The organism is Nocardia sp. NPDC004568 (genome assembly GCF_040609955.1).
Classification (GTDB): domain Bacteria; phylum Actinomycetota; class Actinomycetes; order Mycobacteriales; family Mycobacteriaceae; genus Nocardia.
On sequence record NZ_JBEXLL010000001.1, the window covers coordinates 237848 to 261767 of the forward strand.

Genomic DNA, 23920 nt, shown 5'->3' on the forward strand with positions numbered 1-23920 from the left:
CACTCGCAGTGCGGCCCCCGTATGCGGCGGACCCGCCGGATGGCGGTTGCGCACTCACCCGGTCCACCGAAGAACGGCGGAATACCTGATGCCTTCCGGCGGTTTCACGGCCCATCCGGCCGATCGGCGACTGCGTGAGGGTATTTATAACCGCCGGGTATAGATCGACTCGGATTATTTCTTTTCGGATTCGAAGCGGGCCCTGCGGGTCTGCCGCCTGCCATCGATGACGGGCGAATATTTCGATTCGACCACATAAATGTTGTTCCAATGTAATCCCCTGCGCATTTCAGGAGTAGTGGACCGGCTTTATCGGCCGGTTTCCCCCGATGCCGGGAAAATGGAGGACAGGTGACCCAGTCCAAGCGCAATATAGACAGCGGCCCAGGTCGGTCGGAGTCATCGGAGACCGGCCCGTCCACCACAACAGGGCACTCGGCGTCAGGTAACGGTTCGGACGCGCGGCCGGACGCCGTCGCATTCACCGGCCCGCCCCGCCGCGATGTCCTCCGGCTGTCGGCCGCCCAGCGAGGGATCTGGTTCGCGCAGCATCTCGCGGGTTCGTCACCGATCTCGGTGGCCCAATACGTCGAGATCGTCGGCGAGCTGCAACCGGAACTGCTGTTGGAGGCCTGTCAGGCCGCCGACCGCGAATTCGGTCCCGGGCACCTCCATCTGATCGAGGTCGACGGCGAACCGTGCCAGTACGTCGACGAGACCGGATCACCGGCCTCGGTGGTGGACCTGCGCCGCCGTGCCGACCCGGTCGCGACCGCGCATCGCCTCATGGTCGAGGACTATTCGGCGCCACTGGACCTGCTCGGCGACTACCTCATGAAATGCGTCGTGTACCAGGTGGGCGACAACCACTACCTGTGGTACCAACGCGCGCACCATATCGCGCTGGACGGATTCGCCGCCGTGACGATGGTGCACCGCATCACCGAGCTGTACAACGCGTGGGTACACGGCGAGGACGCGCCCCCGGCCACCGCGAAATACCTGGGCGAGATCATCGAACAGGATTTCGCCTACCGGGGTTCGGAGCGGTTCGACAACGACCGCAAGTACTGGACCGAACATCTCGCGGGCGCCCCGCCGGTGGTCAGCCTCGCCGGACGGGTCAGCAAACCCACCATCCACCCCGAACTGGTGAGCGCCTCACTGCCGGAGGACACCGCGCGTCTGCTCGACCGTGTCGTCAGCGAGCGCGGCACCAGCGTCACCCCGATCGTCGTCGCGGCCTTCGCCGCCTACCTGGCCCGGATGACCGGAAGCGACGAGGTGCTGCTGAGCCTCCCGGTATCGGGCAGGCATTCCGCGGTACTGCGCCGCTCCGGCGGCATGGTCGCCAATGTGGTGCCGCTGCGTGTGCGGGTCGCCGACCGCACCGTCGGGGAAGTGATCGACGCCACCCAGAGCGAACTGACCAGCGCGCTGCGCCGGCAGCGCTACCGCCAGGAGGACATCTTCCACGATATGGGGATCGCCCGCGACGAGGCGGCCTCGTTCGGTCCGGCCGTGAACCTCATGATGATCGACAACGAGATCGTGCTGGGGGAGACGACCGGCCGGCTCCACGTCCTCACCTCCGGCCCGACCGCCGACCTGTTCGTCAACATCTATCCGGGCGCGGGCCGCGACAGCACCCATATCGATTTCCAGGGCAACCCGAACATCTACAGTGCCGCCGAACTCACCGGCCACCACCGGCGGTTCCTCATGTTCCTGCACGAGTTCATCGCCGGCGGAACAGAGAACCGGGTCACCGGGCTACCGCTGCTCGAAGCCCGCGAGCGCGCCGCACTGCTGCCCGTGCGGGGACCCCACGGCACCGGCACCCGGCTGCTGCCCGACATCCTCGCCGATACCGCCCGCCGCCACGGTGGCGGCACCGCGATCTCCGCGCCCGGCCGTACGGTCACCTACACCGAACTCGACACCAGGTCCACCCAGCTGGCCCGTCACCTCATCGCACTGGGGGCCGGACCGGAGACCGCGGTGGCGATCCTGCTGCGACGCTCGGTGGAATCAGTGGTCGCGGCGTGGGCGGTCGCGAAGACGGGCGCCGCGATCGTGCAGGTGGATCCGGAGTATCCACCCACCCGCATCGAGCACATGGTCACCGACAGCGGCGCGTCCGTGGCGATCACCGTCGACGACCACCGGGAACGGCTGCCACAGCAGGTACGCCGGGTCCTACTCGACGATCCCGGCACCCGGCGGGAATACGAGTCCGCCGCGACCGATCCGGTCACCGACGCCGACCGGATCCGCCCACTGCGGGCGGCCGACCTCGCCTATCTCACCTACACGTCGGGATCCACCGGTCTACCGAAAGGCGTGCAGGTCACCCATACCGGATTGGCGAACCTCATCACCGACCGCAGCGACACCTACGGTATCGACGCGACCGCCCGCGTGTCCTATGCGCTCTCACCCAGTTTCGACGCCTCACAGGAACAGTTCCTCACCTGCTTCGCCGGCGGCGCCACCCTGGTGATCGTGCCGCCCGACGTGATCGGCGGTGAACCGCTGACCCGGCTGCTCACCGAAGAACGCGTCACCCACCTGACGCTGACGCCCGCCGTGCTGGCGACCGTCGACCCCGAACCGCTCACCGAGCTGCGTGTCGTGGTGGTCGGTGGTGACGTGTGCCCGCCACACGTCATCGAACGGTGGACCGGCTCCTGGTCGATGTACAACGAATACGGTCCCACCGAGACCACCATCACCGCCGCCGGAGCGCCCATCGACCCCGATCGTGATCTCACCGTCGGCGGCCCGATCCGCGGCGTCGCCGCCCTGGTGCTGGACCGAACCCTGCAACCGGTCCCCAAGGGCACCGCGGGCGAACTGTATCTGGCCGGGCCGGGTCTGGCGCGGGGCTACAGTCACCGGTTCGGTGAAACCGCGGCCCGTTTCGTCGCCGACCCCTACGGCGAGCCGGGGGAGCGCATGTACCGCACCGGCGACCTCGCGCGCTGGTCCGGTGCCGGCGACGAGATGACGCTGGAGCTGATGGGACGCAGCGATTTCCAGGTCAAGATCCGCGGCTACCGGATCGAACCCGGTGAGATCGACGCCGCGCTCACCGGACACGCGGACGTGGACCTGTCGGTCACCGTGCCGGTGCGCAACAAAGCCGACGCGACCGTACTCGCCACCTATGTCGTTCCCGTGCACGGCCGCCGCATCGACACCGTCGCACTGCAGCGTTACGCCCGCGAAACTCTGCCCCCGCACATGGTTCCCGCGGTGATCCTGCCGCTGGAGAGTCTGCCGGTGAACGCGTTCGGCAAACTGGACCGCAAAGCGCTTCCCGAACCCGATTTCGGGACCGCTCCGGCCGGGCGGGCACCGGCCACCCCCCGGGAGCACCTGATGGCCGGCCTCTTCGCCGAGGTTCTCGGGGTCGCGCAGGCCGGGGCCGACGACAGCTTCTTCGCGCTCGGCGGCGACAGCATCCTGTCGATCCAGCTGGTGGCGCGCGCCAAAGCGGCCGGGTTGAGCTTCTCCACCCAGGATGTGTTCGACGCCAAAACCGTCGCCGGGCTGGCCGCCGTGGCGACCGACGTCGCGGACGCGCAGCGGCTGGCCGAACTGCCCGGCGGCGGCGTCGGCCCGATGCCGCTGTCGCCGATCATGCACGCCATGCTCGGCCGCGGCCACTACAACCGGTTCGCGCAGGCCACCCTCGTGCAGCTGCCGGACCACATCGAACACACCGACCTGGTCCGCGCCCTGCAGGCCGTGCTGGACCGGCACGACATGCTGCGCGCCGTACTGCGCGGCGCCGAATCGGTGGACCGGTTCGTCGACGTCCTCGACCGCGGGACGGTCGACGCCGACACCGCACTGACAGCGGTGACCCTGACCCGGCGCGACGCCGCCGAGGTCGACAGCCACCTGCAGGCGGCCGCCGACCGGCTCGACCCCGCCAACGGAGTCCTGTTGCAGGCGGTCCGGTTGCAGGACCCCACCGGCCCCGACCTGCTGTGGCTGGTGATCCATCACCTCGCCGTCGACGCGGTGTCCTGGCGCATTCTGCTCACCGATCTCGCGCAGGCCTGGGCACAGGTGGCCGAGGGCGGCGAACCACAGTTCCCGGCGCCCAGCACCTCGATGCGCCGCTGGGCGCACGGCCTGATCGAACAGGCCCCGGCCCGGCGCGCAGCCGAACTCGGTCTGTGGCGCGGCATCCACGAACTGGGCGACCGGCTGCTCGGGCCACGCCGCCTGGACCCGCAGCGCGACGTGGTGGCGACCGCGGGCCGAGTCCGGATCCGGATCCCCGCCGACATCACCGAGGCGGTCCTCACCACCGTCCCGGCCCGCTATCACGGCAACGCCAACGACCCGCTGCTGGCGGCCCTGGCGCTGGCGCTGGGTGAGTGGCGGCGCCGGCGCGGGATGGCCGCCGGCGCGGAACTGATCTCCCTGGAAGGGCACGGCCGCGAGGAACAGGCGGTACCGGGCGCCGACCTCAGCGCCACGGTGGGCTGGTTCACCACCCGGTTCCCGATCCGGCTCGAACTACGCGATATCGACCCCGAGGAGGCGTTCGCCGGTGGCGCGGCCGCGGGCCGCGCCGTGGAGCAGGTGAAAGAGCAACTGCGGGCAGTGCCGGACAACGGCATCGGCTACGGCATGCTGCGCTGCCTCGACCCGCAGGGCAGCACCGAGCTGGGGAGCTCACCGGAACCTCAGATCAGCTTCAACTATCTGGGGCGGGTGGGTGTCCGCGAACACTCGGGGGCGTGGACACCCACCCGTGAGTTCACCTCGTTGACCGCGACGAGCGATCCCCGGATGGCGTTGCCCGCGCTGCTCGATATCAACGCGATCGCCGAACCGGGACCCGACGGCCTGGAACTGGACGCGACCTGGGAGTTCGCCGCCCAGGTGCTCGACGCCGCGGAGGTCGACGAACTCGCCGGTCTGTGGGTGCGGGCACTGCGCGCCCTGGCCGGCCATATCCGCTCCGAATCCGCCGGCGGTTTCACTCCCTCGGATTTCCCGCTGGTCACCGTGACCCAGGACGATATCGACCACTGGCTGCGCGACTACCCGGCACTGACCGATGTGTGGCCGTTGACCGCCCTGCAGGCCGGGTTGCTGTTCCATGCCGTCTACGACCGCGACACCACCGACGGTTACACGGTGCAGGCGGCGCTCACCGTCGCCGGGGACGTCGACGCGGACCGGATGCGGCGGGCCGCCCAGGCGCTCGTCGACCGGCACGACAGCCTGCGTACCGCGTTCGTCGAAAGTTCCGGCGGACCCCGCCAGCTCGTACTCGGCGACACCCGGGCCGACTGGCAGTACTCCGATCTCACCGACCTCCCCGGCGGTGAGGCACGCGACCACGCCTTCCGAGAGCTCGCGGACGCGGCCACGGCGCCGTTCGACCCGGCGCGTCCACCGCTGCTGCGGTTCCATCTCGTGCGCACCGGCACCGACGAATACCGGCTGCTGGTCACCAACCATCACCTCGTGCTCGACGGCTGGTCGATGCCGCTGCTGATCCACGAACTGCTCGCGCTGTACGCCTCCGGTGACGAGACGACCGCACTCGCCCCGCCCCGCTCCTACCGCGACTACCTGCAGTGGCTGCACGGCCAGGACCGCGACGCGGCCACCGAGGCATGGCAGCGGATGCTCACCGGTATCGAGAGCCCGACACGGGTCACCGGGCGCCCCGACCCCGCGGTCACCGCGCCCAGCGGCGAAACCGGCCGCCCGCTCGACGCCGCGACCACCGCCGCGGTACTGGACCTCGGCCGCACCCACGGGGTCACCGCCAACACCGCCATCCAGGTCGCGTGGGCTTTGCTGCTCACCACCCTCACCGGCCGATCGGACGTGGTGTTCGGCAACACGGTCTCGGATCGTCCGCCGCATATCCAGGGCGTCGAGTACATGGTGGGACTGTTCATCAACACGCTGCCGGTGCGGGTCCGCACCGACCCGCACGAGACCGTCGCCGACCTGCTCACCCGCGTCCAATCCGAACAGGCCTCGATGCTGGAACACCGGCACCTCGGGCTGGCCGAACTCCAACGCGCCACCGGTATCGCCGATATGTTCGACACGGTAACGGTGCTGGAGTCCTATCCGCTGGACCGCGAAGGACTCTCCCGGGATCTCGGTGCCGCCGGGCTGCGGCTCGTCGATATCGACGCCCAGGACGCCACCCCGTATCCGCTGAGCCTGCAGGTGGCGCCGCCGTCGCGGGATGCCTCCGATACCGAGGAGAACAGCACCTACACGGTGACACTGCGTTTCGCCACCGACCGCTTCGACACCGAGACCGCCCGCGACCTGCTCGAACGGTTCGAACTGCTCTTGACCCAGCTCGTCACCGACCCGAGCCGCCCGGTCGCCGCCGTATCCGCGACCTGCGAGCCGGAACGCGCGCAACTGTTCTCGGTACGCGGCGCGCCCCCGGCCGGCGAACGCACCCTGGCCGATATCCTGTCGGCCACCGCGCGCCGCCACCCCGACGCGCCCGCCGTCCGGTCCGGTGACACCACCCTGACCTACCGGGAACTGGAGCGGCACGCCGACGCCCTGGCCCGCCGGCTCATCGAACGCGGGGCCGCCCCCGAAACCTTCGTGGCGCTGGCCCTCCCACGCTCGGCCGAACTGGTCGTCGCGATCTGGGCGGTGGCCCGCACCGGTGCGGCGTTCGTGCCCCTCGATCCCGCCAACCCGCCCGAACGTCTCGCGGAACTGCTGGCCGATTCGGGAAGCACGCTCGGCGTCACCGCCCACCCGATGCCGGCGCATCTGCCGACCACACCGGACTGGTTGATCGCCGACATCACCGAGCCTCTCGATCCCGGCACCGAACCGGTCACCCCCGCCCACCCGCATCCCGGCAACGCCGCCTACTTGATCTACACCTCCGGGTCGACCGGTAAACCGAAAGCGGTGCACATCGACCACCACGGCCTGGCCGATGTGGTCGCCGCACAAGCCGAAGCGTTCGCCGCGACCACCGAGTCGGTGGTGTTGCAGGTCGCCTCACCGGGTTTCGACGCCTGCGTCTCCGAACTCCTGCTGGCCCACAGCAGCGGCGCCTGCCTGCTGGTGGCGCCGCCGGAGGTGTACGGCGGCAGCGATCTCGAGGAACTGCTGCGGGCCCAGCGAGTCACTCACGCCATCATCACCCCGTCGGTCCTGGGCACCATGGATCCCGCCGGGCTGCCCGCCCTGGACACGGTCGCGGTCGTCGGCGAGGCCACCGGATCCGACCTGGTGGACCAGTGGGCACCCGGACGCCGGCTCATGAACCACTACGGGCCCACCGAAGCCACCATCTGGGCGACCGGATCCGATGCGCTGCGCCCCGGCGAACCGGTCACCATCGGCGGCCCCATCCGCGGCGTGACCGCCGCAGTGCTCGACATGTGGCTGCGACCGGTACCGCCCGGAGTCACCGGGGAACTGTATCTCGGCGGGCCCGGCCTGGCCCGCGGCTACTACGACCGCCCGGCCACCACCGCCGCCCGGTTCGTCGCCGACCCATACTCACCCCACGGCGACCGCCTGTACCGCACCGGCGACTCGGTGCGCTGGGTGCGCGGCCGTACCGGCCCGGAACTGGAATACCTGGGCCGCGGCGACCAGCAGGTCAAAATTCACGGCCTGCGAATCGAACCGGGCGAGATCGACGCCCACCTGGCCCGGCACCCGGCCGTGGCGCAGGTGGCCACCGTCGCCCAGGACGGGCCCGCCGGAGAACCGGTCCTGGTGTCCTATGTCGTACCGGCCACCGGAACGACCCTGGATGTAGCGGCACTGCACGACGACCTGGCCGGTTCGCTCGCCCACTACATGAATCCCGCCGCCATCGTCGAACTCGACGCGATGCCGCTGACCCCGGTCGGCAAGATCGACCGCAGCGCGTTGCGCGAACACACCTTCCACACCGACGCCGCGGCCGGCCGGCCGCCGTCCACCCCGGCCGAACAGGTCGTGGCGCAACTGTTCACCGAGGTCCTGCACCTCGACACCGTCTCCGCCGACAGCAACTTCTTCACCCTCGGCGGCGACAGCATCGTCTCGATGCGCCTGGTGGCGCTGGCCCGCTCGGCCGGGCTGACCCTCACCCCGCGCGAGGTGTTCGAGGGTAAAACCGTCGCTGCCCTCGCCGCGATGGCCCGCCGTGAATCCGATGCCGCGACCACCGAGGACCTGCCCCGCGGCGCGCACCGCATCGAGGACCGCCCCTACCGGCCGGCCGACTTCCCGCTCGTCACGCTCACCCCACCCGATATCGAACAACTGGAACAGCGATACGACACCCTGGCCGATGTATGGCCGCTGTCGCCTATGCAATCAGGGATCCACTTCCATTCCACCTTCGACCCCGACGCCGCGGACAACTACACCGTGCAGACAGTGATCGGCTTCACCGGCAGCGTCGACAGCCGGCGCCTGCGCCGCGCCGCGCAAGCGGTCGTCGACCGGCACGACATCCTGCGCGCCGCGTTCGCGGAAACCGCCGCCGGACCGTGTCAGATCGTGCTCGACCACGCCGAGGTCCGGTTCCAGGAGGTGGACCTCGCGGTCCGCGGCCACGACCTCACCGCCGAATGGAACCGCATCGCCACCGCCGACGCGGCCGCCGGTTTCGACCTGTCGGCGCCGCCGCTGATCCGCTTCACCCTCATCCGCGCCGAATCCGGAGCCGCCCGGCTGCTGATCACCAACCACCATGTGATCCTGGACGGCTGGTCGATGCCCCTGCTGCTGCGCGAACTACTCGACTACTACGGCGCCCCCGAACACATCGGCGCCGCCGGCGCCGCCCCCTCCTACCGCGACTACCTGACCTGGCTCACCCGCCAGGACCTCACCGCGTCCAAGGCCGCCTGGGCGCAGGCCTACGCGGACGTGGACTCACCCACCCGCGTCACCCGCGGCACCGCACCGGCCGGCACCACAGCCGCCGAGGTCACCGCCGACCTGCCGGCCGACCACCTCGCTGGCCTGCGCGCCGTGGCCGCCGACGCCGCCGTCACCGTCAACACCGCCGTCGCCGCCGCGTGGGCGCTGAACCTACGCACCCTCACCGGCGAAACCGACGTGATCTTCGGGTCCGCGGTCTCCGGACGCCCGCCCGAACTCTCGCGTGTCGATCAGACACTCGGCATGTTCCTCAACACGGTCCCCGTCCGGGTCCGGCTCGACCCGGCGACCTCGCTACGCGACGTGCTCACCCATCTGCAGGCACAGCACGCCCGCATGCTCGACCACCACTATGTCGGACTCCCCGATATCCACCGCAGCGCCGGAACAACCGAACTGTTCGACACCGCGGTCGCTTTCCAATCCTTCCCCGTGGACCGCCCGGCCCTGCAGCAACTCGTCGAATCCGCGGGCCTGCGGGTGGACGAGATCACCGGCGTCGACGCCACCCCGTACCCGTTGAGCCTGGTCGTCGCACCGAGCCAGGCCGAGCACGAGACCGGGCAGGGCCTGCACATCACCCTGCGGTTCCTCGACCACGCCTTCGACACCGCGCAAGCCCACAGCATCCTCGACCGCTTCGTCGAACTGCTGCACCGCATCGCCCACGACCCGGACACCCGGCTCGGCGCCCTCGCCCCACAGCACCGGCAGAACCCGATCCTGCCCGCGCCCCACACCCGCCACCCGGCTGCGGCCACCCTGGGCGACCTGTTCGCCGCCACCGTGGCCGCCGACCCCGACGCCACCGCCGCCCTCTCCGGCCCGGCCACCCTCACCTACCGGCAGCTCGACGCCCGCGCGAACCGCCTCGCCCGGCTGCTGCTGCGCCGCGGCGGCCGCCCGGGCACCCTGGTCGCCGCCGCGCTGCCCCGGTCGCTCGACGCCGTCGTCACCGTCTGGGCCGCCACGAAAGCGGGCGCCGCGTTCCTGCCGATGGACCCGAACCTGCCCGCCGACCGCATCGAATTCCTGCTGGCGGACTCCGGGGCCACCCTCGGAATCACCGACGCCGCTTCCCGGCCGCGCCTCCCCGACCACGTCGACTGGCTGATCGTGGACACCGAACCGGACGTCGACAGCAGCGACCCGGCACTGTCCGCGCCCGTCACCGACGCCGACCGCGGCGGACCGATCCACCCGGCGCATCCGGCGTACGTCATCTACACCTCCGGGTCCACCGGAACCCCCAAGGGCGTCCTGGTGGCCCACCGTGCTCTCCCCGATGTGGTGGCGGCCCAACGCCGCATCCTCGGCGTCGGCCCCGCCGCGACCGTCCTGCAGGTCGCCTCACCCAACTTCGACGCCTCCGTGTTCGAACTGCTGATGGCACACGGCTCCGGCGGCCGGCTGGTCATCGCGCCACCGGACGTGTACGGCGGTCCTGAACTGGCCGCCCTCATCCGGCGCGAACACATCACCCACGCCCTGCTGACCCCCTCGGCGCTGGCGACCCTCCCACACGAGGGCCTCGGCGAACTCCGGGTCCTCTCCAGCGCCGGCGAACCCGTCGGCCCCGAACTGGTCGAGCGCTGGGCACCCGACCGCGCCATGGTCAACCTCTACGGTCCCAGCGAAACCACCATCTGGGCCACCGCGAACGCCGCCCTCACCCCCGGCGAACCGATCACCATCGGCGGACCGGTCGGACCGGTATCGGCCACGGTCCTCGACACCTGGCTGCGGCCGGTCCCGGCCGGAGTCGCGGGCGAACTGTACCTGTTCGGGCACGGCCTGGCCGACGCCTACATCGGCCGCGCCGGACTCAGCGCCGCCCGTTTCGTGGCCTGCCCGTTCGGCGAACCCGGCCACCGCATGTACCGCACCGGCGATATCGTGCGCCGCACCGACACCGACGACCTGCAATTCGTGGGACGCAACGACTTCCAGGTCAAGATCCGCGGCAACCGGGTCGAACTCGGGGAGATCGACGCCGTACTCGGCGCCCGCCCCGACGTGGCGTTCGCGGTGACCGTGCCCCGCAGCACCGAGGGCCGGCCGGCGCTGCTGGTGTCCTATGTGGTGCCCGCCGCCGGCCACACCGTGTTCGGCGACGACCTGACCGCCGCCCTCACCGAAGCCCTGCCCGCCTATATGGCGCCCGCCGCGGTCCTCGTCCTCGACGAACTCCCGCTCACCGCCAACGGCAAACTCGACCGCACCCGGCTGCCGGAGCCCGTTTTCGCCGCCCACGAGTACCGGGCGCCGGCCACGCCGGTGGAAAACGTGGTCGCCGAAGCCTTCCACCACGTACTCGGCGTCGCCCGCGTCGGCGCCGACGACAACTTCTTCGAACTCGGCGGCGACTCGCTCAGCGCCTCACTGGTGGTGGCCCGCGTCGGGGCCGCCCTGAACGTGCGAGTCCCGGTGCGGTCGATGTTCGAAACACCCACCGTCGCCGGACTCGCCGCCCACGCCGAAACCCTCACCGGCGGCGACCGGATACCGCTCACCGCCGGAATGCGCCCCGACCCCGTGCCGCTGTCGCTGGCCCAGCAACGGATGTGGTTCCTCAACCGCTACGAACCCGACTCCGCCGCCTACAACATCCCGGTGATGCTGCGCCTGACCGGTGACCTGGACACCGACGCACTCGCCACCGCACTGCGCGATGTCGCCGCACGCCACGAAGTGCTGCGCACCATCTATCCCGAGACCGCCGGCGAACCCGAACAGGTGATCCTCGACGAACCCGAGATCACCCTGGACCCCGTCCACGTCGACCCGTCCGTGATCCCCGACGCGGTCGCCGAATTCATGCGCCGCGGCTTCGACGTCACCGTGCAGGTGCCGATGCGCGTCGAACTGTTCGCCCTCGACACCGACGGTCACACCACGGAATACCTGCTCGTCCTGGTGGTGCACCATATCGCCGGGGACGGCCAGTCCATGGGCCCCCTGGCCCGCGACGTCATGCGCGCCTACGCCGCCCGCACCGCCGGGCACGCGCCGCTGTGGGAACCCCTACCGGTGCAGTACGCCGACTTCGCCCTGTGGCAACGCCGGACCCTGGGTTCCGCGCAGGACCCCGACTCGCTCATGTCGGCGCAACTGGAATACTGGCGCACCACCCTGGCCGGCGCACCCGACCGGATCGACCTACCCGCCGACCGGCCCCGCCCGGCCGTCGCATCCCTCGCCGGCGGCCGCGTCCCGCTCGACATCGGCGCCGACCTGCACAGCAAACTCACCGAACTGGCCCGCGCCCACGGAACATCCCTGTTCATGGTCCTGCACGCCGCGCTCGCGACCGTCCTGAGCCGCCTGAGCAGCAGCGACGACGTGGTCATCGGCACACCCGTCGCCGGCCGCGGCGAACCCGGACTCGACGACCTCGTCGGCATGTTCGTCAACACCCTCGTCCTGCGCACCCCGATCCACCCCGGCGAACCCTTCACCGACCTGCTGGCCCGCACGAAAGAAACCGACCTGCAGGCCTTCGAACACGCCGACGTACCGTTCGAACGGGTCGTGGAAGAACTGAAACCGGAACGCTCCGCCGACCGGCACCCGCTGTTCCAGATCGCCTTGGCGTTCCAGAACCTGTCCTCGGTCGACGTGGTCCTGCCCGACGTCACCGTATCCCGCGCCGATGTCGACACCGGCATGTGCCAGTTCGACCTGCAACTCGTCGTCTCCGACAACTACGGCAGAGGCAGCGCGCCGCAGGGGATCTCCGGCATGCTGATGTTCGCCCGCGACCTGTTCGACGAATCCACGGTCAGCGGATTCGCCCAGCGACTGCTCCGGATCCTGGACGCCGTCGCCGCCGACCCGGCCACACCGGTCGGCGACCTGGACTGGCTCGACACCGACGAGCACACCGCCCTCGTCTCCCGCGTCGGCCCCCGCCTGGAAGGCGCACCCGCCCTGCTGCCGGACGCGTTCGCCACCGCCGTCCGCGACAACGGTGACGGTCTCGCCCTGATCGCCGGCGACACCACACTCACCTACGCCGAACTCGACCGCCGATCGAACCGGCTGGCACGCGCACTCGTCCGGCACGGCGCCACCCCGGACAACCCGGTCCTCGTCGCCGCCACCCGATCCGTGGAATCGGTGATCGCGTGGTGGGCGGTCGTGAAATCCGGCGGCACCTATGTGCCGGTGGACCCCCGCTACCCGGCGAGCCGCATCGGGCACATGGTGTCCGACTCCGCCGCCGCACTCGGCGTCACGGTCGCCACGGCGCGACCCGAACTACCCGACTCCGTGAACTGGCTCGTCCTCGACGACGACACCGTCGCCGCGGGAATCGAGGCCCTGCCCGACGATCCGATCACCGACGACGACCGGCGGGCGCCCCTGCGGGCCACGAACACCGCCTACATCGTCTTCACCTCCGGCTCCACCGGCGTACCCAAGGGCGTCGCCGTCGAGCACCGCGCCATCGCCGACTTCCTCGCCGCCCAGCACGCCGCGCACCGCACCGACCGCACCTCCCGCATACTCCACTTCGCCTCCCCGTCCTTCGACGCCTCCCTGCTGGAGATCATGCTCGCCACCGGCGGCGCCTCCACCCTCGTCCTGGCCCCGGCCGGAATGTACGGCGGCAGCGAACTCACCGACCTGCTGCGCACCCACCACATCACCCACGCCTTCGTGACACCCGTCGCGCTCGCCTCCGTCGACCCCGCCGGACTCGACGACCTGCAGGTCGTCATGTCCGGCGGCGAGGAAGTACCCCCGGACCTGGTGAACCGGTGGGCCGGCACCGACCGCGCCGGCACCCGCGAATTCCGGGTCCTCTACGGACCGACCGAAACCTCGGTCGTGGCCACCGCCGCCCCCCATATGCTCCCCGGCGAGCGGATCCGCATCGGCGCCCCCCGCGCCGGTATGCGCGCCCTCGTCCTGGACTCCCGGCTGCGACCGGTACCCGTCGGAGTGCCCGCCGAGCTGTACCTGGCCGGGCCCGGACTGGCCCGCGGCTACCTGAACAGAACCGCCACCAGTGCCGCCCGGTTCGTCGCCTGCCCCTACGGCGAACCCGGGCAACGCATGTACCGCACCGGCGACGTCGTGCGCTGGAACGCCGACCACGACCTCGAATTCGTCGGCCGCAACGACTTCCAGATCAAAGTCCGCGGCTTCCGGGTGGAACTCGGCGAAATCGACGCCGTCCTCAGCGCCCGCGACGACATCTCCTTCGCCGTGACCGTACCCCGCCGCGAAGGCACGGGACCCGTACTGCTGGTGTCGTATGTCGTGCCGGCGCCCGGCGCCGCCGTCTCCAGCGAAGAACTCGTCACCGCCACCGCCGCCGCGCTGCCGTCCTACATGGTGCCCGCCGCGGTGATGGTGCTCGACGCGATACCGCTGTCACCGAACGGCAAACTCGACCGCAAGGCCCTCCCGGCGCCGGTCCTGCAGGCCAGGCAGTTCCGGGCACCGTCCTCACCGGTCGAGGAGATCGTGGCCGGAGTGTACGCGGAAGTGCTCGGCACCGACGGACCTGTCGGCGCCGACGACGACTTCTTCGAACTGGGCGGCAACAGCCTGATCGCCACCCGCGTCGCCGCCCGCATCGGTGCCGCGCTCGACGCGTCGGTACCCGTCGCGATGATCTTCGAAGCCCCCACCGTCGCGAAGCTCGCCGCACGGGCCGAATCGCACGCCGACACCGGCCGTATCGCGCTGACCCCGCAACCCCGCCCCGATCACATCCCGCTGTCCTACGCCCAGCAGCGGATGTGGTTCCTCAACCGGTTCGAACCCGATTCCGCCGCCTACAGCATCCCGATCGTCATCCGGCTCACCGGCCGACTCGACGTCGACGCCCTGCACGCCGCCGTCGACGACGTCATGACCCGGCACGAAGTGCTGCGCACCGTCTACCCCCACCACGACGGCGAACCCGCGCAGGTCGTCCTGCCCGCCACCGACGCCGTACCACCCATGGCCGTCGCCCCCGTCGACCGATCCGAACTGGTGGACCGGCTCTCCACCTTCGTCTCCGCGGTATTCGACCTCACCACCGAAGTACCGTTCCGGGTGCGGCTCTACGAACTCGACCACGACGAGTGGATCCTGGCCGTGGTCCTGCACCACATCTCCGGCGACGGCTCGTCGCTGGGCCCGCTCGCCCGCGACATGATGGCCGCCTACTCGGCCCGGCTGCACCACGAACCCCCCGCCTGGCCGCCACTGTCGGTGCAGTACGCCGACTACGCGATATGGCAGCACACGGTGCTCGGCACCGAACACGACAGCGAGTCGCTGCTGCGCGCCCAGATCGACTACTGGACCGAGCAGCTCGCCGACCTGCCCGCCCTGCTGGAACTGCCCACCGACCGGCCGCGCCCACCCGCACCGACCTACGCGGGCGCCAGCATGCCGATCGATATCGACGCCGAACTCCACACGAAACTCGAACGGGTCGCCCGAGCCCACAACACCACCCTGTTCATGGTCTTCCACGCCGCCCTGGCCGCCACCCTGGGCCGGCTCGCGAACACCGGCGACATCGCGATCGGCACCCCGTACGCGGGCCGCGGCGAACCCGAACTCGACGACCTCGTCGGCATGTTCGTCAACACCCTCGTCCTGCGCACCCGGCTCACCTCGGGCATGTCGTTCACCGAACTACTCGAACACGTCCGCGGCACCGACCTCACCGCATTCGGGCACGCCGACGTTCCCTTCGAACGACTCGTCCAGGAACTCAACCCGGTACGCACCCCCGCCCACCACCCGCTGTTCCAGGTGATGCTGGCCTTCCAGAATCTCACCACCACCGACTTCGAACTACCGGGACTGTCGGTCTCGGCCGTCGAAGCCGACACCGGAACCTCCCTGTTCGATCTGCAGGTCACCGTCTCCGACACCTACGACGACGACGGCGCACCGACCGGAATCAGCGGCGGCATCACCTACGCCACCGACCTGTTCGACAAAGCGACCGCCGCCGGCCTCGTCGACCGCCTGCTGCGCATGCTCGACGCGATGGCCACCGACCCCACCCGGCCCGTCCACGACGTCGACCTGCTCGACCCGACCGAACGCGACGCCGAACTGATCTGGTGCAACACCACCGCCTACCACCTCGCCCAGAACGAAACACTCGCCTCCGTGTTCACCGCCTCGGCACGCAGACACGCCGACCTGCCCGCGGTGACCACGGCGGACGACCTGACACTCACCTACGGGCAGTTCGCGGCCCGCGTCAACCGCCTCGCCCGGCTGCTGATCACCCGCGGCGTCGGTCCCGAAACCCTGGTAGCGCTGCGGATGCCGCGCTCGCTGGACCAGGTCACCGCGATGTACGCGGTCCACGCCGCGGGCGGGGGATACGTCCCGATCGACCCGGACCACCCGGCCGAACGCATCGACTACATGCTCACCACCGCCGACCCCGTCGTCGTCCTGTCCACCCTCGACGACCTCGATTTCTCCGGTTTCGACGACGGACCCGTCACCGACCGGGAACGCCGCGCACCACTACGGCCGGAGAACATCGCCTACGTCCTGTTCACCTCCGGCTCCACCGGACGCCCCAAAGGGGTCGCGGTATCGCACCGCGCGGTACTCAACCAACTGCACTGGATCAACGGGGCCCACTCCCTGACACCGGACGACGTGGTTCTGCAGAAGACACCCGCCACCTTCGACGTCTCGGTGTGGGAACTGTTCGCCACCCTCGTGGTCGGCGCGCGCATGATCATCGCGGCACCCTACGGGCACACCGATCCCGCCTACCTCGCCGACACCATCGCCGCCCACCGCGTCACCCTCACCTCCTTCGTGCCGTCCATGCTGGCGGCCTTCGCCGACACCGTCCCCGCCCGGGCACTGACCTCACTACGGGCACTGCTCGTGGGCGGTGAGGCATTCGGCCAGGACGTCGTATCCGCCGCCCGGCGGGTGATGCCCGACACCGAACTGCACAACCTGTACGGGCCGACCGAATTCACCCTGCACGCCACCGAACACCTGGTCACCGACGCCGACCACGGCAACGTCCCCATGGGCACGCCGGTCTGGAACGTCCGCGCCTACATCCTGGACAGCCGACTGCAACCCGCACCCCCCGGAGTGGCAGGCGACCTGTACCTGGCCGGCGATCAGGTCGCCCGCGGCTACCAGGACCGTCCCGGACTCACCGCGGAACGGTTCGTCGCCGACCCCTTCACCGCAGGCGAACGGCTCTACCGCACCGGTGACCTGGCGCGGCGCCTGCCCAACGGTGAACTGGAATACCTCGGCCGCACCGACTTCCAGGTGAAACTGCGCGGCCTGCGGATCGAACTCGGCGAGATCGAAGCAGTACTCGCCGAACACGACAGCGTCGCCCGCGCGATCGTGGCGGTGCACACCACCGCGGCCGGGGACCAACTCGTCGCCTACCTCGTCCCCACCGCCGGCGCCACCCTCGACACCGCCGAGGTCCTCGCCCACGCCGCCACCGAACTGCCTGGATACATGGTGCCCGGCACCGTGATGGTGCTCGACACCGTGCCCTTCACGGCCTCGGGCAAGCTCGACCGCGCGCGCCTGCCCGAACCGGAGTTCGCGGTCGGTGAATACCGGGAGCCGGCGTCCTGGCTGGAAAGCGAAGTGGTCCGCGCCTACGGGCATGTACTCGGCGTGGAACGTGTCGGGGCCGACGACGATTTCTACGCCCTCGGCGGTAACTCGCTGCGGTCGGTACAGGTGGTCAGCGAACTGAAGAAGGAACTCGACTACGACGTTCCGGTCAGCTGGATCCTGTCCGACCCCCGCCCGGCCGACCTGGCCAAACGCATCGAAACCGGGATGCGCACCGGCCACACCGCACCCGACCCGGCCACCGCCTTCGGATTCGACGTGCTGCTGCCGATCCGGGCCGACGGCGACCTGCCGCCACTGTTCTGCATCCATCCCGCCTCGGGTCTGGCCTGGAGCTACCGCCCGTTCGCCGACCACCTGGCACCCGGCCGGCCCATCTACGGCATCCAGGCACCCCAGATCGCCGGCGAAGTCCCCGGGCCGGCCACGATCGAGGACACCGCGCGCCGGTACTTCGCCGAGATCCGGGCCGTCCAGCCGCATGGGCCCTACCATCTGCTCGGCTGGTCGCTGGGTGGCCAGATCGCGCAGGCGATCGCCGTCGAGATGCGGGCGGCGGGGGAGCAGGTCGCCCTCCTGGCGCTGCTCGACGCCGAAGCCGCCACTATCGATCCCGCGGAGGTCGTCACGGTCACCGCCGGAGAACTCATCAGCAACCTCGGCCCGGTCCTGGGCATCGATTTCGTGGACCAGGACGCGACCCCGCAGGAGGCCGCCGACCTGATCAAACGTCACCTCGGTGCCGGCTTCCCGGTCGACGCCGACATGATCCAGCGGATGACCGACGCCTACAACCAGTCCATGCGGGCGGCGAGTATCTGGCGGCCGCGGGTACTCGACGGCGACCTGCTGTACTTCACTGCGGCGGTGGACCGCCGCCCCGACGCCACCGGCTGGGCGGGGTGGGCGCCGGTCGTCACCGGGCACATAACGAATATCGATATCGACGCGTCCCACCTCGCCATGACCGATCCGGTGGCGGTCGAGGAGATCGCCCGAATCCTCGACGAACGGCTCGGTCGATGAAGCGACAGAAAATACCGACCATTTCGTAGGGTAATTTTTCCGGCGAATTTTCAGCCGGGGGAAAGGCGCTGGCGTCTACCGATACGGCCAGGTCAGCCAGGAATCCACAGAACACCAGGTCATCGGCCTAGACCAATGTTTGTGATTCTTCCCCATGAGACCGAAGAATGATTGTGGCACAATACTTTCCGTGTCCCGGTCGGTCAATGGCAATCCTGCGGCAACCATGATGTCGCAGGACGAAGCGACCGCAAAATCGGCCCGGCGGCGCACCACGCCACCGTCCGCGCCGAAGGGCCCACTCCGAGCGCCCGTCCCGCCGGCCATCCCGGCGGGACGGTCTCGCCTTTCGGAAAAAATCTTCCGATCCCCGCACGGCACCCACGACCGCGCCCGCCCGCGCCGGCGCGGTAAGCAGCCCGAGATGAAGGTGGTGCATCCAATTCTCGACAGGTGATCGTCCGACTCCAGCACTTCAGGCCCGGCCCGCCCCGCGCACAGCGCGGGCACGGCCGGTCACCCGAGTCGGTGTTCGGTAGCGATGGCCCAGTATGCCCAGCGGAGAACGAGAGACCGCTGGGACCGGAAATCAGTAGGAGGCGGTTATGGCTACCGACGCGTACATGGAACAGACTTCACTCGCCGAGATCATTCGGCACGGCAGTCCGGAGTTCCATCAGCAGCTGCAGAAGATCCTGAGCAACCCGGAGTTCGCCGTCACGGAGCAACAGAGCCAAGAGCAGCGACGCCTGAATGCCTACGAACAGCTGAACGACCTGGTCAGACAGATCGGCGCCCGCGCTGTCGCGACCGACCTCCCCAAGCTGTTCGCGGTGTTCGATCAATGCGCGGTGCTGGCGACGGACCTGATCCCGTTGATCTCGGGTCACTACAACCTGGCCACCGGCAGCTTGGCCACACTCACCGACTCCGATTCGGCCACGCCGTATCTCCTGGACCTGGACGACGCCACCGCCGTCGGCGTCATCCTGCTGACCGAGTACGAGTGCGGCTCCAATATCCAGTTCATGCGGACCACCGCGACGTGGGACGGCGACGGCTTCGTGCTCGATACCCCGGACCCGAAAGCGCGCAAATTCATGCCCAGCGTCGGGATTCCGGTATCCAGGGTCTGCATCGTCGGTGCCCGGCTCATCGACTCGGCGGGTGTCGATCAGGGCGTCCACCTGTTCACGGCACGCCTGCGTGACGCCGACGGCGAACCCGCTGCCGGTGTGACGATCACCCAGCTCGGCCATCAGCCACTGGTTGTCATGGACAACTCGGTCATCAGCTTCGACAAACTGCGGGTCGACCGCGACGCCTGGCTGAGCAACGATCTCGCCACCATCGACGACAACGGTGTAGTGAGCTGGCGTGACGAGGCGAGCCGCAAGCGCGCCTTCGCCTCCGCGAGCAGCCAGCTGACCGTCGGACGTCTGGCGCTTTCCTCCTGCCTGAACGCCGAAGCCCGCGCATCTCTCTACATCGCCCTGAACTACGCGAGCAAACGGGTGGTGCCGATGACACCGGTGGACCGGCCGTTCATGCTCGACATCCCACATGTGCGTGACACCCTGCTGACCGACCTGGCCGGCACCGTCGCCCGCACTCTCTACGGCAACGCGGTGAAGACCTCGCTCGTGGATGCGGATCTCACCGCTCGTGAGCCTGTGGTGGCGGTGATGCTGGCCAAGGACTTCATCCAGCGGCACGCGTTGGAGACGGTTACCCATTGCCGGGTGAAGATGGCCGCCCAGGGGATGTTCAGCGCCAACCGGGTCGCCGGCTACCTCGGTGTCTGCCACGCCGCGATGACCGGTGAGGGCGATGTCTCCGTGATGGGGTCGGTCGCCGGTCGGGTACTGGCCAAACAGCTGGCCGGCACGCCGCCGCCCGAACCCGTCTTCCACGACCCGGCCGACCCCGCCGACCGCGCGCGCCTGCTCAGCACCCGGACACTGACGATCGCACAGGAAGCACAGCCACACCTGGGTCGCCCCACGCTGGAGGCCCGACTCGAGGTCATTCCGGACGCTCTCGAACTCGCTGAGGCCTATTCCGCCGAACAAGCCCTGCTGGCACTCGAAGAGCATGCAGGCCATCCCGAGATCGCGGCGGTACGTGACGTATTCGCCCTGGACCAGATCCACCAGCATGCGTCCTGGTACCTCACCCACGGGCTACTCGATGTGGATGCGGTGAAGGCGATCAAGCAGCAGCTTCGCGGCGGATTGCTCTACGAGGCCATCGACGAGCTCGCCGGTCGTCTGCCTGCCCTGCTGGCCGCTTTCGAGTTCGACGACGAGGTTCTCGACGCCCCTGTACTGGCCGACGATCTGGCCGCCGCGTGGGACACCCGCTGCCGCGACGATCGGCTCCGTCGCTGACCCCGCCGGAGCAAACCTCTCCAGGGCTGTTCGGCGCGTCACGGCGATCCCTCCCACGAGGGTGCGGCCCGCGCTACCCGATCGACCACCGGCAGACACAACGTATTCGCCGGTGAACACCCAGGCCGCCGGGAAGGCGGGCGGCTGTGGGCCCGGACCGTTGTCGACCGCGCGGTCCGGGCCACGGGTTCGTTGTCGCTGTCGGTGCGGCCGTCAACCATCTGACATCTCCGACAGAAGATCTGAGATGCGGCGGCCCGGCGCCCCCGCGACCGCCGGGCCGCCCTTGCTTTCTTCGCACGCCGGCCCCGACCTGCCCACCCGGCGATACAGCGGTTCGATGCCTCGTGCAGCCGCGGCACCGGCCAGGACGCTGCGCTGCTCGGGGGCCTGGCCACAGCGGGTCCGCACAAGCCACCGGCCACCGCGACGCCCCGGCATGTGGCGAACTTACAGAAAGTGCTCCACCGTGTGGATTCCGTGCCGGCCGGATTCGCTGGCGTAGATAGAGAAGTCCTGGTCACAGGCTGGACCGCGGGGACGCCGCCCAGCCGGGGAAGCCGCTGTGGACCGTTTGTGGCACAATACATTTCGTGTATCGGTCTGCCTGCGGCAACTGGGCGGCAACGAGGCTGTCGCCGGATGACGCACCCGCGCAGGAGCCCCACAGGCATGCCTCGATGGCCACAACGCCGGCATTCGATCCGGGGGAGTATTCGCTGCGGATGTGGGTTCCGGGCATGGTGTGCGCTCTGAACGACTCCGGGGAGCAGGGCCCCCGGAGTGCCCACCGGGTGGATCCAGCTTCGACCCGCGTCGGCCGGGCCGCCGAACGAAACCACGGGTGAGGGTGCGTGGTGCATTGACTTCTTGAAGGTGGTCGTTCGGCGTCTGCGCACTGATTTCAGCTCGCTCCTGTCGCGTGAAATACGCGGCCGCGGCCATGCTCGGGTGCGTCTGGGCCGACGGCGACCTCCGTTTATGCCCGGCGGCCGATGGTCAGCTGCCGGAGGTTGGATATAGGCAGGAGGCGTTATGGTTTCGCATGGGTACGCGGGTGATTTTGCGACCCTGTTGTTCGGCGATCGGCGCGGCGACGCGCGAGATTACAACAAAGTTTTCGGCGGGCCCGACTACGACCAGGATTGGTGGGAGGCCACAAAAGATCCCGGGAAGCGCGCCTACGAGCGGTACCTGCGCCTGTTGCCCCAACTCTCGGCAACCGACACAATTTCCGATCTCCGTCGTCTCGTCGCCCTGCACGAGCGGGCCACCGTCGTCGACCCGCACCTCGGTGCGTTGTTGACCGTCCAGGTCAATCTCGTTCTCGGCACCTTGTTGGAACAGCAGTCCCCGGGAAAGGAGGTCCGGGACTGTCTGGCGGACCTGCTGGCCGGTCGCGCTGTGGGCGCCTACGTGCTGACCGAGGCCGGCCATGGTAGCGATCTGCCGAACCTGGAGCTCACGGCCACCTACGATCCCTCCGACGGCGGCGGTTTCCTCATCCATACGCCGACCGATGCGGCAGTGAACTATATGCCGACCACCGCGCCGCCGCCTGTTCCCGGTATTTCCCGATTCGGGATCGTGTTCGCCCGCCTCGTCATCGACGGTGAGGGTCGCGGCAACTATCCCTTCCTCGTACGACTGGTGGACGCGGACGGAACGGTCCGCCCGGGTATCACGATCCGGCGCCTGCCCGACAAGACCCTGGGAATGGACAACTCGATCACCCGTTTCGATCATGTGCGGGTGACGAAAGACTGCCTGTTGTCGCAGACCGGGACCCGTATCGACGAGAACGGGCAGCTGGTCGAACCGATCCCCGCGGACAATCAGGTGTGGCGCGCGATCAGCCGAGTGCGTGTGGGCCGGCTGGCGATCTCCGCGATGTCGGCAGCGGTGTCCCAGGGCTCGCTCTCCATCGCGCTCCAACATGCCGCACAACGCGACATCGCCGGCCTGGACCGCGACGCCCGCCGGCTTCCGCTTCTGGAGGTCCCCGCCCACCGAGACCGGCTCATCGATGCCGTGGCAGACACCTATGTCGCGACCACGGCAGTGGAGATCGCGCTGGCCGCGTTCGTCGCCGCCGCCGAGTCCGGCGCAGACGAACAGGCACCGGAGCTGACCGACCTGGTATCGCTGACCAAATACCTCACGACCTCGACGGCCCTGAAAGTCACCAGCGAAGTGCGTGACCGGATGGGCGCCCAGGGGGTGTTCGACCACAACCTGGTGGTGGTGTATCGGGCATTGCGTGATGCTGCGGCGACAGCGGAAGGCGACTCCTACGTCATCGCGCTGCAGGCCGCGTATCGATATCTGAGAACCTCGGTCAGCGAGTGGACGCCCGGATCCTGGGACGAGGTGCTCTGCGATGTCGACACCCCGGAGAACTGGATCTCCTGGCTGGACGCACGAGCGCGGTTCCTGCAGCATCGGATGGTGGAAGCCTATGCCGGCGCCGACGGGACTCGGCAGGCCCGGTGGGACAAAACCTATGACCTGGCTCTGGCTGCGGCCGAGGCGCGCACCGTACACCGGGCCGTCGAAGCTCTCGCCGAGCGTGCACGGCAGCTACCGACCGAGCCGGAGGAAGTGATATCCCAGATCATCACCCTGTTCGCCGTCGGCCAGTACGGGGCCCATGGAACCGACCTGCTTCCGGACGGTCCGGCGCCGAAGCTGGTGAAACCGCTGGTGGAGCTGCGGCGGCAGCTTCACCAGTCCCTCGCCGCGCACCTTCCGGACCTGGTCGACGCTTTCGAGCTGCCACCGGAGCTGTTGCGCACAGCCTTCAACGGCGACTTCATAGCGCAGCACGCCGGCGCTCTGGCCGAGATCGCCGATCCGATCACCCCATAGGCCTCGCACCGACGAGCTTCTGTGTCGGGGGGTGGGTGGGGTGGCGCGCACGCCCCGCACCGCACAGCACAAAAAAAATAAAAACACGAACGCGGCGCAACCGCCCGCCG

General features: G+C 69.3%; 3 protein-coding genes. All 3 read left to right on the top strand.

The window, feature by feature from the left end:
• Positions 1 to 351: 351 nt before the first annotated feature.
• The 3 genes from ABZV91_RS00960 to ABZV91_RS00970 all read left to right on the top strand — a co-directional run bounded on the left by ABZV91_RS00960 (position 352) and on the right by ABZV91_RS00970 (position 23810).
• Positions 352 to 18552: an amino acid adenylation domain-containing protein gene (locus ABZV91_RS00960; protein ID WP_355233589.1), complete on the top strand. Its 18201-nt coding sequence runs from the start codon at positions 352 to 354 to the stop codon at positions 18550 to 18552.
• A gap of 605 nt (positions 18553 to 19157) precedes the next feature.
• Positions 19158 to 20942: a hypothetical protein gene (locus ABZV91_RS00965; protein WP_355233591.1), complete on the top strand. Its 1785-nt coding sequence runs from the start codon at positions 19158 to 19160 to the stop codon at positions 20940 to 20942.
• Positions 20943 to 21977: 1035 nt separating this feature from the next.
• Complete coding sequence (locus ABZV91_RS00970) at positions 21978 to 23810, top strand: acyl-CoA dehydrogenase family protein (RefSeq protein ID WP_355233593.1); 1833 nt, start codon at positions 21978 to 21980, stop codon at positions 23808 to 23810.
• Positions 23811 to 23920 lie beyond the last annotated feature (110 nt).